General features: G+C 74.6%; 13 protein-coding genes. 5 read left to right on the plus strand and 8 right to left on the minus strand.

Annotation, left to right across the window (positions count from 1 at the left end; translation table 11 throughout):
- Nucleotides 1-81: 81 nt before the first annotated feature.
- The 4 genes from ACFWEE_RS02530 (at nucleotide 82) to ACFWEE_RS02545 (ending at nucleotide 3,665) form a co-directional block, all read left to right on the plus strand.
- Nucleotides 82-354: a hypothetical protein gene (locus tag ACFWEE_RS02530; protein WP_386885668.1), complete on the plus strand. Its 273-nt coding sequence runs from the start codon at nucleotides 82-84 to the stop codon at nucleotides 352-354.
- A complete protein-coding gene (locus ACFWEE_RS02535; protein ID WP_386885670.1) occupies nucleotides 351-758 on the plus strand; it encodes a PIN domain-containing protein in 408 nt (135 codons plus the stop codon). The genes ACFWEE_RS02530 and ACFWEE_RS02535 overlap by 4 nt, the downstream gene beginning before the upstream one ends.
- A 222-nt stretch (nucleotides 759-980) precedes the next feature.
- Nucleotides 981-1,853: a hypothetical protein gene (locus ACFWEE_RS02540; RefSeq protein ID WP_386885672.1), complete on the plus strand. Its 873-nt coding sequence runs from the start codon at nucleotides 981-983 to the stop codon at nucleotides 1,851-1,853.
- 141 nt (nucleotides 1,854-1,994) lie between these two features.
- The gene (locus ACFWEE_RS02545; RefSeq protein WP_386885673.1) at nucleotides 1,995-3,665 is read left to right on the plus strand and encodes a DNA repair helicase XPB; all 1,671 of its coding nucleotides are present in this window, start codon (nucleotides 1,995-1,997) and stop codon (nucleotides 3,663-3,665) included.
- Nucleotides 3,666-3,738: 73 nt separating this feature from the next.
- Here ACFWEE_RS02545 and ACFWEE_RS02550 read toward each other — a convergent pair whose 3' ends face one another.
- A complete protein-coding gene (locus tag ACFWEE_RS02550) occupies nucleotides 3,739-4,146 on the minus strand; it encodes a hypothetical protein (protein WP_386885674.1) in 408 nt (135 codons plus the stop codon).
- A gap of 132 nt (nucleotides 4,147-4,278) precedes the next feature.
- Nucleotides 4,279-4,467 (minus strand): hypothetical protein, encoded by a 189-nt coding sequence (locus ACFWEE_RS02555; protein ID WP_386885676.1) that lies wholly within the window; start codon nucleotides 4,465-4,467, stop codon nucleotides 4,279-4,281.
- 387 nt (nucleotides 4,468-4,854) lie between these two features.
- Between ACFWEE_RS02555 and ACFWEE_RS02560 the strand changes: the two genes are divergently transcribed.
- A complete protein-coding gene (locus tag ACFWEE_RS02560) occupies nucleotides 4,855-6,954 on the plus strand; it encodes a HelD family protein (RefSeq protein ID WP_386885678.1) in 2,100 nt (699 codons plus the stop codon).
- A 134-nt stretch (nucleotides 6,955-7,088) separates the two neighbouring features.
- Here ACFWEE_RS02560 and ACFWEE_RS02565 read toward each other — a convergent pair whose 3' ends face one another.
- The 6 genes from ACFWEE_RS02565 to ACFWEE_RS02590 all read right to left on the minus strand — a co-directional run bounded on the left by ACFWEE_RS02565 (nucleotide 7,089) and on the right by ACFWEE_RS02590 (nucleotide 12,537).
- Complete coding sequence (locus tag ACFWEE_RS02565; RefSeq protein ID WP_386885679.1) at nucleotides 7,089-7,778, minus strand: copper homeostasis protein CutC; 690 nt, start codon at nucleotides 7,776-7,778, stop codon at nucleotides 7,089-7,091.
- A gap of 227 nt (nucleotides 7,779-8,005) precedes the next feature.
- Nucleotides 8,006-8,893, minus strand: a complete 888-nt coding sequence (locus tag ACFWEE_RS02570) for a biotin-dependent carboxyltransferase family protein (RefSeq protein ID WP_386885681.1) — start codon at nucleotides 8,891-8,893, stop codon at nucleotides 8,006-8,008.
- Nucleotides 8,890-9,585 carry an allophanate hydrolase subunit 1 gene (locus ACFWEE_RS02575; protein WP_386885820.1) on the minus strand — a complete coding sequence of 232 codons (696 nt, stop codon included), beginning with the start codon at nucleotides 9,583-9,585 and terminating at the stop codon, nucleotides 8,890-8,892. The genes ACFWEE_RS02570 and ACFWEE_RS02575 overlap by 4 nt, the downstream gene beginning before the upstream one ends.
- 86 nt (nucleotides 9,586-9,671) lie before the next feature.
- Nucleotides 9,672-10,421 carry a LamB/YcsF family protein gene (locus tag ACFWEE_RS02580; RefSeq protein WP_386885822.1) on the minus strand — a complete coding sequence of 250 codons (750 nt, stop codon included), beginning with the start codon at nucleotides 10,419-10,421 and terminating at the stop codon, nucleotides 9,672-9,674.
- 114 nt (nucleotides 10,422-10,535) lie between these two features.
- Nucleotides 10,536-10,976 (minus strand): SsgA family sporulation/cell division regulator, encoded by a 441-nt coding sequence (locus tag ACFWEE_RS02585; RefSeq protein ID WP_386885683.1) that lies wholly within the window; start codon nucleotides 10,974-10,976, stop codon nucleotides 10,536-10,538.
- Between the two features lie 298 nt (nucleotides 10,977-11,274).
- Nucleotides 11,275-12,537 (minus strand): S8 family peptidase, encoded by a 1,263-nt coding sequence (locus ACFWEE_RS02590; protein ID WP_386885685.1) that lies wholly within the window; start codon nucleotides 12,535-12,537, stop codon nucleotides 11,275-11,277.
- Nucleotides 12,538-12,579: the final 42 nt, after the last annotated feature.

A 12,579-nucleotide genomic window follows, 5' to 3' on the forward strand; every position in this document is an offset into this window, starting at 1 on the left:
GTCCGGCCCGGCCGTGCCGTGACCGCTTCGCGTACGCGGTGAAACCCGCCCCTGTAATAGTGGCTGTCGTACAGTGGGTCCATGAAGCCGACCCGAGCCGGGACCACCGAGAACATCTCCGTGTCCATGCCCGCAGAGCTGATCAGCGAGTTGCGGTCCCGGACCGGCCGGCGGGGCCTGTCCGGGTACATCACCGAGGCCGTCAGGCATCAGCTCGCCATGGACGGGCTCGCGGACATCGTGGCCTCGCACGAAGAGGAGCACGGTGCGCTCACGGAGCAGGAGGTCGAGGACGCCCGGCGGGAGCTCTTCGGGGAAGAGAGCGCACGGACCTCCGGCAAGGACGCCGCGTGAAGGAACAGCCGGCCCGGTCCGTGGTGCTGGACTCGCAGGCGCTCTCCCTTCTTCTCCGTGACGACCGCAGGATGGCGGCACGCATCGAAGCCTCGCGGCAGGCCGGGGTGCCCGTCATCGTGTCCGCGCTCACCATCGTCGAGGCCGTCCAGGGCAAGACGGACATGGCACGGCTGCACTGGCTTCTCTCCCGGCTCCGGGTGGAACCGGTCAGCCAGGAGGACTCCCTGACCGCGGTGGCACTGCTCCGGGACGCGGGCGGACTCCACGGCCACAAGTACGCCATCGACGCCCTCGTAGCGGCACTCGCGCTCCGCTCCCCCAGCCCCGCGATCGTGCTGACCTCCGACCGCGACGACTGGTCGAAGCTCTGCGGTGAGCGCGTCCTCATCAGAGGCGTGTGACGGGCGCCAAGGCGACCTCGACACCGGTGAATCCACGTGGGTGACAAAGCGACGGAGAAGTAGGGGCCGTCGGGTTGGCCGGTTTTCTCAGCGCCCTGTTCCCAGGTGGCCGCTTCCGGCGTTGACTCGCCCGAAGGACGTCGGGGCCGCACCGTTCCCGGCGGAGGGCGACCCCGCCGGGCGCAGGCGCGGGCCGCAGGGACGCTCGGGAGGGGACGCCTGATGAGTTCTGCGAGTTCCGCACGGCCGGCCGACGCCATGACCCCGTTCGACGACACCTACGACCAGCCCGACCCGCGCGCGTTCTTCCGCGGGCTCGGGCCCTGGGGCTACCAGACGCCGCACCACGCCCAGAGCGTCTTTCGCCGCCTGCTCGCCTCCCCCGCCCTCGGCCCCGGCGGAACCGATCCGTCCGCCGCCACGGTGCTGGACCTCTGCTGCTCGTACGGCATCAACGCCGCCCTGCTCAACCACCACCTCACCCTGAGCGACCTCTACACCCACTACACCTCCGACGAGGCCGCCGCGCTGACCACCGCCGAACTCGCGGAGCGGGACAGGGAGTTCTACGCCGCCCACCGGCGCCCCGACGCGGTCCGCGTCCTCGGCCTCGACGCCGCCCCGCGCGCCATCGCCTACGCCCGGGCCGTGGGCCTGCTCGACGACGGCTTCGCCGAGAACCTGGAGACCGCGCCCCCGAGCCCGGCCCTGCTGCGGGCCGCGCGGGACGTACGCCTGATCACCATCACCGGCGGCGCCAGCTTCCTCTCCCCCCGCACCTTCGGACCACTGCTGGCCGGGGCGGACGCCCCTGCGTGGGTGGCCGCGTTCGTGCTCCGCACCGGCAGCTACCGGCCGATCGCCGACTGCCTGGACGCGCACGGCCTGACCACCGAGAAGCACACCGCGCAGACCTACCCGCAACGCCGATTCACCGACGAGCAGGAGCAGCGGTACGCCGTCGCCGCGACCCTCGCGGCGGGCGAGGACCCGCTCGGCAAGGAGAGCGAAGGCTTCTTCCACACCGCGCTGTACGTCTCCCGCCCGGCGGCGGAGGCGGCGGGGAACCCGCTGGGGTCGTTGCTGCATCCGTGAGCGCACCTGAGCGCCGCACGCGCGGACCGGGCCGCGCGCACCGCACCTCACACCCGCCACCACCCCGCGCGGCGCGGGAATGCGGCACACTGGACGTTTGGCCGCGTGGGCGGCCGTACCCCGGAGAAAGGGCCGCAGCGCGTGACCGGACCCCTCATCGTCCAGAGCGACAAGACACTTCTGCTGGAAGTCGACCACGAGCTGGCGGACGCGTGCCGCAGGGTGATCGCGCCCTTCGCCGAGCTGGAGCGCGCGCCCGAGCACATCCACACCTACCGCGTGACGCCGCTCGGACTGTGGAACGCCCGCGCCGCCGGGCACGACGCCGAGCAGGTCGTCGACGCGCTGGTGGAGTACTCCCGCTACCCCGTGCCGCACGCACTGCTCGTCGACATCGCCGAGACGATGGCGCGGTACGGCCGTCTCACCCTGTCCAAGCACCCGGTGCACGGTCTCGTGCTGACCAGCACCGACCGGCCGGTCCTCGAAGAGGTGCTGCGGTCGAAGAAGATCACCCCGCTGGTCGGGGCGCGGATCGACCCGGACACGGTCGCCGTGCACCCCTCGGAGCGCGGGCAGATCAAGCAGACGCTGCTGAAGCTCGGCTGGCCCGCCGAGGACCTCGCCGGGTACGTCGACGGCGAGGCGCACCCGATCGAGCTGGCGCAGGACGGCTGGTCGCTGCGGCCGTACCAGCAGCAGGCGGTCGAGGGGTTCTGGCACGGCGGTTCCGGTGTCGTCGTGCTGCCCTGCGGTGCCGGGAAGACGCTGGTCGGAGCCGGTGCGATGGCGGAGGCGAAGGCCACCACGCTGATCCTGGTGACCAACACCGTCTCGGCCCGCCAGTGGAAGCACGAGCTGATCAAACGCACCTCGCTGACCGAGGAGGAGATCGGCGAGTACAGCGGTACGCGCAAGGAGATCCGCCCGGTCACCATCGCGACGTACCAGGTGCTCACCACGCGCCGCAAGGGCGTCTACCCGCACCTGGAGCTCTTCGACTCCCGGGACTGGGGTCTGGTGATCTACGACGAGGTGCACCTGCTGCCGGCGCCGGTCTTCAAGTTCACCGCCGACCTCCAGGCCCGCCGCCGGCTCGGTCTCACCGCCACGCTGGTCCGTGAGGACGGGCGGGAGTCGGACGTGTTCTCGCTCATCGGCCCGAAGCGGTTCGACGCCCCGTGGAAGGAGATCGAGGCGCAGGGCTACATCGCGCCCGCCGACTGCGTGGAGGTACGGGTCAACCTCACCGACCACGAGCGGCTCGCGTACGCCACGGCCGAGCCCGAGGAGAAGTACCGCTTCTGCGCGACCACCGTCACCAAGCGGAAGGTCACGGAGGCGCTGGTCCGCAAGCACGCGGGCGAGCAGACCCTCGTCATCGGGCAGTACATCGACCAGCTCGACGAGCTGGGCGAGCACCTGAACGCGCCGGTCATCAAGGGTGAGACGCCGAACGCGCAGCGCGAGAAGCTCTTCGAGGCGTTCCGGCAGGGCGAGATCAACGTGCTGGTCGTGTCGAAGGTCGCGAACTTCTCGATCGACCTGCCGGAGGCCACCGTCGCCATCCAGGTGTCGGGGACGTTCGGCTCCCGCCAGGAGGAGGCGCAGCGGCTCGGCCGGGTGCTGCGGCCGAAGGCGGACGGGCACGAGGCGCGCTTCTACTCGGTGGTCGCCCGCGACACCATCGACCAGGACTTCGCCGCGCACCGGCAGCGGTTCCTGGCCGAGCAGGGGTACGCGTACCGGATCGTCGACGCGGACGAGCTGCTGACGGAGAACACCGGGAACGCGGAGAGCACGGAGAACTGACGGTGGACCGCGGGCGCCCGTACCTCCGGGGGTACGGGCGCCCGCGGCATTCCCACGGGTGTCCCCGGCTCTCTCAGGGCCGGGGGACGAAGAGCAGCATGACGCCCAGCGCGATCATCGCGGGCGGTACGTAGGCGAGCCCGGCGGCGGCCCAGCGGGCGGCGGCCCAGCGTGCCGTGGACCAGGAGCGGCGGACCGCCAGCAGCCAGCAGAGCGCGAGCGCGGCCGGGGTCAGGGTGAGGCTGAGGGAGTAGCCGAGGGTCACCACGCCCAGCGGGGCCCGCACGGCGGGGTCGCACCCCTCGTCGCAGCCGGTGCCGGCGAGCAGGGCGACCCAGAGCAGGCCGCCGACCACGGGCGCCAGGTTGGGGAGCAGGGCCGTGGCGGCGGCGGGGACGGCCCAGCGGCCGACGGGGAGGCGGCGCGGGGCGGGTGCCGCGGTGCGGCCGGCGGGACGGAGACGGTGGTGACGGGAAGGCATGGGCCCAGCCCATCGCGGAAGCGGAGCGGATAACTCCGGGCCCGTACTCGTCCTGCGGCTCCTGCGCTACTCACCGGTCTCTCGTCCCCTACTCACCGGGCCGTCCGGGTACCTGCCGGCCCGGTCCGATCCTCAACGGGCTCGGCGGACGCCGGAGCCGACGGCGTACTCGCCGCGGACGGCGACGTCGAAGGCGGTGGTGACGTAGACGCGGACGGCGCGCAGGGCGTCGCCGAGGGGGTGGGACCGAGGGTGACCGGTGGCCGCGGTCGCGCCGTGCGCGGGGCCGGTCCTGCGGGGGTTCAGGATCGCGGTGCTCATGTCTTCCAGGGTGCGCCTGCCACCCGCGTACGGGCGAGGAGCCCACCGCGCACGGGCCAGGAACCGTCTGCCCGCGGGCGAGGAGCCCACCGCGCACGGGCCAAAACGGTGCCCGCGCGCATCCGGTTCGCCCGGGACCCGGGGCGTGGATACAATCTCCGGTCTGCCCCGCCCTCCCGCACCGTGGTACCGGCTCCGCGCGCCGGCAGCCGGGGGAGTGCCGCCGACCGGACGGAAACCGGCCGACTGCCGTGCGCGCCACCGCGCGTGCGGCCGGTACGCGCGCCCTCGCGCGTATCCCCTCGTGATCCGCCCACCGGGACCCGGCCGTGCGCCCTTTCGCGCGTGCGGCCGTCGCCCTGCGTCGAACTGCCGGAGGCCATACCCGTGTCCGCGCCGCACACCGCAGAAAGTGACACCCCCACCGTTCCGCCCACCGATCCGCTCGCTCGCGAGCGAGGTCATCTCGCCGCGTCCCGGGCGGCCCTGCGCGTCATGCGCGAGGACGTCCAGGCCCTCGACATCCGCGACGTCACCGCCAACTGGGTGAACGCCGCCGTGCTCCAGGCGCAGATCGACGAGCGCATCAAGGCGCTCGCCGACCTCTCGCACACCCCGCTCTTCTTCGGCCGCCTCGACTTCCAGCACCCGGTGGGCGGCGAGCGCGCCGAGGGCGCGGAGGGCGAGCGGTTCTACATCGGCCGCCGTCACGTCCACGACGCGCACGGCGACCCGATGGTCATCGACTGGCGCGCGCCGGTCTCGCAGTCGTTCTACCAGGCCTCCCGCCTGGACCCGCAGGACGTGGGGCTCCGCCGCCGCTTCGGTTACACCGGCGGCGAGCTGACCGCGTACGAGGACGAGGACCTGACGGCCCCCGCCGACGCCACCGGCTCCGGTGCCACCAGCAAGCTGCTCCAGGCGGAGATCGAGCGTCCGCGCGTCGGTCCGATGCGGGACATCGTCGCGACGATCCAGCCGGAGCAGGACGAGATCGTCCGCAGTGAGCTGGGCGGCACCATCTGCGTGCAGGGCGGCCCCGGAACCGGAAAGACGGCGGTGGGCCTGCACCGTGTCGCGTACCTGCTGTACGCGCACCGGGACCGGCTCGCCCGTACCGGCACGCTCGTCATCGGGCCGAACCGGTCCTTCCTCCACTACATCGAGCAGGTGCTGCCCGCCCTCGGCGAGATGGAGGTGCAGCAGGCGACCGTGGAGGACCTGGTCACCAAGGACGTCGAGGTGCGCGGCACCGACGAGGCGTCCGCCGCGCTGGTGAAGGGCGACGCGCGGATGGCCGAGGTGCTGCGGCGGGCGATCCGCTCGCACGTCACCCCGCCCACCGAGGGGATCGTGGTGGTGCGCGGTTCGCGCCGCTGGCGGGTCCCGGCGTACGAGGTGGCGGAGCTGGTCGAGGAGCTGCTCGCTCGCGACATGCGGTACGGCGCCGCCCACGAGGCGCTGCCGCAGCGCATCGCGCACCGGGTGCTGGTGCGGATGGAGGAGGCCGGGGAGGCGCCGGACGACCGGGTGCAGAACGCGGTGGCCCGTACGCCCGCCGTGAAGGCGGCGGTGAAGGCGGTCTGGCCCGCCGTCGACCCGGCGAAGCTGGTGCTGCGGCTGCTCTCCGACCCGGAGTTCCTGGCCGCGCACGCGGAAGGGCTGCTCACCGAGGACGAGCAGAAGGCGATCGTCTGGACGAAGCCGGCCCGCAGCGTGAGGTCGGCGAAGTGGTCGACGGCGGACGCGGTGCTGATCGACGAGGCCCGGGACCTGGTGGAGCGTACGCACTCGCTGGGCCATGTGGTGCTCGACGAGGCGCAGGACCTCTCCCCGATGCAGTACCGGGCGGTGGGCCGCCGCTGCTCGACGGGTTCGGCGACCGTGCTGGGCGACCTCGCGCAGGGCACGACGCCCTGGTCGACGCGGAGCTGGGCGGACGCGCTCGGGCATCTGGGCAAGCGGGACGCGCACGTGGAGGAGCTGACGGCGGGCTTCCGTGTGCCCCGCGAGGTGATCGCGTACGCCTCCCGCCTGCTGCCCGCGATCGCGCCCGGCCTCGCGGCGGTCGAGTCGGTCCGTGAGTCGCCCGGTTCGCTGGCGGTCCGCGCGGTGGGCGAGGCCGGGGAGCTCGTCGCGGCGGCGGTCGCCGCGTGCGAGGAGGCGCTGGAGCAGGAGGGGTCGATCGGCCTGATCGCCGCCGACGCACGGGTCCCCGCGCTGGCCGAGGCGCTGGCGGCGGCCGGGCACACCGTGCTGTCGCCGGGCGAGGAGACGAGCGCCGCGTCGCGGCTGACGCTGGTCCCCGCCTCGCTCGCGAAGGGCCTGGAGTACGACTACGTGGTGCTGGACGAACCGGCGGCCGTGGTCGACGGCGAGCCCGACGAGCGCACCGGGCTGCGCCGCCTGTACGTGGCCCTGACCCGTGCGGTGTCGGGCCTCACGGTCGTGCACGCGGCCCCGCTGCCCGAGGCGCTGGCCGCCTGAGGGACGGCCGGACGGCGGTGTCCGTGCGGGGGTCGCGCCCCCGCGCGGACGCGGTGTCCGTGCCGGGCCACCACGGGCGGGCGGACGCGGTGTCCGTGCCGGTCGTCCCCGCGCGGACACCGCCCCACCGGGTGCTACGCGTCGACGGCCTCGCGCCAGGTGCGGACCGCCGCCTCGTCCACCGGGCCGGTCCAGCCGTGCGGGCGGGCGGCGCCGCCGATGTGGAAGGCGTCGAGTCCGGCGGCCCGCAGGCTCGGCAGGTGTTCGAGGCGGAGGCCTCCGCCGACCAGGATCTGCGGCTCGTACCCGGGTTCGCGGGAGCGGGCGGCCTCGTCGACCAGGGTCGGTACGCCGTCGTCGACCCCGGTCGCGGCGCCCGCCGTCAGGTAGGTGTCGAGTCCGGGCAGGTCCGCGAGCTGCTTGCGCAGCGAGCCCCGGTCGGTGGCCCGGTCGATGGCGCGGTGGAACGTCCAGGGGCAGCCGTCGAGTTCGGCGACGAGCCGTTCGACGGTGACCAGGTCGGCGTGGCCGTCCAGGTCCAGGAAGCCGAAGACGAACTGGTCGGCGCCCGCCTCGCGCAGCTCGCCCAGCCGCCCGAGGAGGCGGTCGACGTCACCCACGGCGAAGCCGTCCTCCTGCCGGAGCATCACGCGCAGCGGGATGTCGACGGCCGCCCGGATGGCGGCGAAGGTCTCCCGGGACGGGGTGAGGCCGTCGGCGGCCATGTCGGTGACCAGTTCGAGTCGGTCCGCCCCACCGGCCTGGGCCGCGACCGCGTCCTCGGCGTCGAGCGCGATCACCTCCAGGAGTGCGCGCTTGCTCATGTGTCCCCACTTCTCGGGATGACGCCCCTCGGATCGGACCGGATCGGATGGGACCGGATCGGTGGGACCGACGTCAAGAGGTCTAGGCCAATATCCGGGCCAGCCTACGGTCGATCGCACGGCGGCGCAGCCCTCCGGGGCCCTTGCGGGTGACCCTGACCTCGGAAAAAGCCCGGACACCGCCTGGACCGCCTCGTACGCGTACGCGCCTCATACGCGTACGCGCCTCATACGCGTACGAACCGCAGCGGGGTTCCCGGGACGGCCTGGGCCGCCGCGGCGAGCGCGTGGGCCGGGACGACGCCGACGACCGGGTAGCCGCCGGTCGTCGGGTGGTCGTGCAGGAACACCACCGGCCGTCCGTCCGGCGGGACCTGGACCGCGCCGAGCACCATGCCCTCGCTGGGGAGTTCGCCGCCGCTGTCCCCGTCGGCGCCCCCGGCCCGTTCCAGCGCGGGGCCCTCGGTGCGCAGCCCGATGCGGTTGCTCGCGGCGGAGACCCGGTACGCGGCCGTGGTCAGGGTCCGCAGGGCGCCCTCCGTGAACCAGGCGTGCCTGGGCCCCGGGCGGACCGGCAGCACCAGCCCGCCTGGCGCGGCGGGAGCAGCCGCCCAGGGTGCGGCGGCCGGGAGCGCCGGGGCGTTGGCGGGCGGTTCGCCGAGCGGCAGGGTGTCCCCGTCGCGGAGCGGGGGCGGGCCGAGGCCGGAGAGCAGGTCGGCGGAGCGGCTGCCCAGCACCGCGTCCGGCTCCAGGCCGCCCGCGAACGCCAGGTAACTCCGCACGCCGCTGAGCGCGGGGCCCGCCTCCAGCACCCCGCCCGCCCGCACCCGGACGGGGGCGCCCCAGGCCGCCGGGCGGCCGTCGACCGTCACCCGGCAGACGGCGCCGCCGACCACCGCGACCACGCTCCGGTCGGGGCGGACCGCGCAGCCGGTGGCGGTGGTCTCCAGCACGGCGTCGGCGGGGTCGTTGCCCACCAGCCGGTTGGCGAGCCGGTGCGCGGGCGCGTCCAGCGCCCCGGCCCGGGGGACGCCGAGGTGCGCCCAGCCGGTGCGCCCGGCGTCCTGGACGGTGGTCAGCGCCCCGGCGCGCACCACCCGCAGCAGTCCGCTCACGCCCGCTCGCCCCCGCTCCCGGTCGCGCTCCCGGTCTCCACCGGCACGAAGCGCACCCGTGCCCCCGGGACCAGCAGCGCCGCCGGGTCGCGGGCCGGGTCCCAGAGCCGGGCCGGGTCCGGCATGCGGCCGATCAGCTGCCAGCCACCGGGCGACACACGCGGGTAGACCCCGGTGTACGGCCCGGCCAGCGCGAGCGCCCCCGCCGGGACCCGGGTGCGCGGGGTCGCGCGCCGGGGTACGCGCAGACGCTCGGGCAGCCCGGTGAGGTACCCGAACCCGGGGGCGAACCCGCAGAACGCGACGCGGAACGCCGTACCGGAGTGCACGGCGGCCACCTCCCCGGGCGGTACGCCCCAGAGCGCGGCGACCTCGTCGAGGTCCGGGCCGTCGTAGACCACCGGGATCTCCACGGCGGGGCCGTCGGCGCGGCGCAGCGGGCGCACGGTCCATCCGGCCAGCTCACGCGCGAGCCGGTCGGGTCCGGCGGCCCCGATCCCGTCGAGCAGGACCGTGCGCGCGCCGGGCACGATCTCGCGGACCGGCGGCAGCTCGCCCCGGTCGCGGCGGCGCAGCACCTCGGCGTGGAAGGCCTCGGCGGCCTCCCCGGAGTCGAGTTCGACCAGGAGCGCGTCCCGCCCGACCGGCAGCACCCGCGCGGAGAGGGCACCCCCCGGCTCCGCACCGCGCACGCTCTCCGTGCCACCGGCGCTTCCCGCACCGCGCACGCTCTCCGTGCCACCGGCGCTTCCCGCACCGCGCACGCTCTCCGTGCCGCTCACGCGAACGCCCGGACGTCGACGCCCGCTTCTTCGAGCGCGGCCCGCACCCGTCGGGCGAGCGCCGCCGCGCCGGGGGTGTCGCCGTGCAGGCAGAGGGAGCGGGCCGCGACGGGGACGGTGCTGCCGTCGGCGGCGGCGACCGTGCGGTCCAACGTCATCCGGACCGCACGGCGTACGACCTCGTCGGGGTCCTCCACCACCGCGCCCGCCTCGCCGCGTGGCACCAGAGTGCCCTGCGGGGTGTACGCGCGGTCCGCGAACGCCTCCTCCATGGCGGGCAGTCGGGCCTCGCGGGCGTGGGCGAGCAGCCGGGAGCCGGGGAGGCCGAGGACGGGGAGGTCCCCGCCGGCCAGCAGCACCCCCTCGATCACGGCACGCGCCTGCGCGTCGTCGTGGACCGCGCGGTTGTAGAGCGCGCCGTGCGGTTTGACGTAGGCGACACGGGAGCCGGCCGCCTCGGCGAAGACCCGCAACGCGCCGATCTGGTAGGCGATTTCGGCGGTGAGCTCGGCCGCCGGGACATCCATCGAGCGGCGGCCGAAGCCCGCCAGGTCCCGGTAGGACACCTGCGCCCCGATCGTCACGCCCCGGGCCGCCGCACCCTCGCAGACGCGGCGCATCACCGCCGGGTCGCCCGCGTGGAAGCCGCAGGCGACGTTGGCGCTGGTGACGCAGGAGAGCAGTGCGTCGTCGTCGGTGAGCGTCCAACGGCCGAAGCCTTCACCGAGATCGGCGTTGAGGTCCATGGTGGTGGTCACGTGGAGCACGCTAGCGCGCCCCACCGTCCCCGTACCGGGCCGGAGGAAGCCCTTCGCCGACGCGGCGGAGCCTCCGCCGCCCCCGGTCGCCGTCAGTCGCCGTCAGTCGGCGTCGGCGAGGAGTTCGGTCACCAGCCGGTCGAGGTCGAGGTGGCGTCCCTCCTCGCCCGGGGGCACCACCCGGGCGGCCCGTTCCAGGAAAGCGGTGACGGCCGGGGCGGCGATGTCCATCACGGCGGAGCCCGCCGGGGAGCGGACGACGATCCGCACCACGTCGCCCGGACACCCCCGGCGAGGGGTGACCAGGATGGATCCGGCACCTGCCGGGCGGACCGTCCCCTCCGACAGCAAACTGCGGGCGAAGACCCAGTCGACGGTCTCGGCCGCCATCGTCCCGAGCGCGAGGCTCACGGCGTAGGGGTCGGACCGCTCGTACCGCAGTTCGGCGGGCAGCGACACCGGGGGTTCGTCCGCGACGTGGACGTGGGCGACCACCTCGTGCGCGATCGAGGCTCCGGCGGTGCTGAAAGACGGCTGGGTCATGTCGTGTCCGTTCGTCGGATTCGTCCTTCCGCTGTCTGACAGCGCTCCTCTCCCGACGTTAGGGACGCGACCGGCCGCCGGTTGCCGGGAAGCGAACGAGGTGTTGCCCGCGAGAGCACCGCGACCGGCTCGCCGGGGCCGCCCGGCGCCCACCCCGCGCGCGGCACTCGCGAAGTCCGCCCCGCCGTCCGGGACCGAGGGGTCTCGGTACCGGGCGGACGGGGCGGACGGGGTCGTGGGGCGGACGGGGCGGCGGAGCGGTCGGGTGACGGGAGGTCAGGCCGCCGTCCCGGCCGGTCTACAGGCCGTCGGTGAAGAGGAGGCGGTTGGGGGTGCCCTGGCTGACGCCCGTCAGGACGTCCTTGGTGGACACCTCGTCGATCCACGCGGCGACTTCGGCGGGGCCGGCGCCGGGGTGGGCCTGCTTGTAGAGGACGGCGAGGCCGGTGACGTGGGGCGCCGCCATGGACGTGCCGTTCAGCGAGACCGTGCCGCCGCCGAGCCGGGCCGAGACGATGTCCTGGCCGGGGGCGTAGAGCTCGACGCAGGCACCCCAGTTGGAGAAGGAGGTCTGCTGGTCGGAGCGGTTGGAGGCCGCGACGGTCAGGGCCCCGTCGGCGGAGGCGGGCGAGACGGTGCAGGCGTCCTTGGAGTCGTTGCCCGCCGCGAGGACGGGCAGGACCCCCGAGGTGTACAGCGCGGTCGTGGCGCGGTTGACCGTCTGCGACTTGCCGCCGCCCAGGGAGCCGTTGAGGACGGCGGGCTGCACGGCGTTCCGGGCGACCCAGTCCAGACCGGCGATCAGCCCCGAGTTCGAGCCCGAGCCGTCGCAGCCCAGGACCCGGACGCTGACGACGTTCGCCTCCCGGGCGACGCCGTAGGTGCTGCCCGCCACCGTGCCCGCGACGTGCGTGCCGTGGCCGTAGCAGTCCGCGCCCCGGCGGCCGTCGCCCACGGCGTCGAAGCCGAAGCCGGCGCGGCCTCCGTCGGCCCCGTCGAACTCGGTGTGCTGGTAGTCGATGCCGGAGTCGAGGATGTAGGCGGTCACCCCGGCACCGGTGCCACGGGTGGTGAAGTCGCCGTCGAGCGGCAGGTTCCGCTGGTCGACGCGGTCCAGGCCCCAGGTGGGGGCCGGTGCGCGACGGACCGCGACGGCGGCGGCCCCCACGGCGTCCACGGCCCGGGAGGCGGGGACGGGGGTGTACGCGGGGACCACTTCCGACCCGGGGACGGAGTTCTTCGCGTCCTCCTCCACCGACGTCACGCCGGGGGTGGCGCGGAGGGTCGTCAGCTGGGCCGGGGTGAGGGGGACGGCGAAGCCGTTGAGCGCCTTGCTGTACGTGAAGGTGGGTGCCAGGCCCAGCTTCTCCACGGTCTTGGCCGTGTCCACGAGCGGGTCGAGGGTGACGATGTACCGGCCGGGGATCGGGTCCGCCGCACGGATCAGCGGGGCGGGTTGCGGGTCCGGCGGAGTGGGGGCGGACGCCGCACTGGTGGCGAGGGGGCCCGCGAGGGCCAGGGCGAATGCGGACGCGAGTACGAGCGCGTGGCGAGTGTGCACGGGCCGAGACGATCATGTGAGAACTCCCCGGCCAACGACCCG

This window comes from Streptomyces sp. NPDC060184 (assembly GCF_042728795.1).
Lineage (GTDB): Bacteria > Actinomycetota > Actinomycetes > Streptomycetales > Streptomycetaceae > Streptomyces.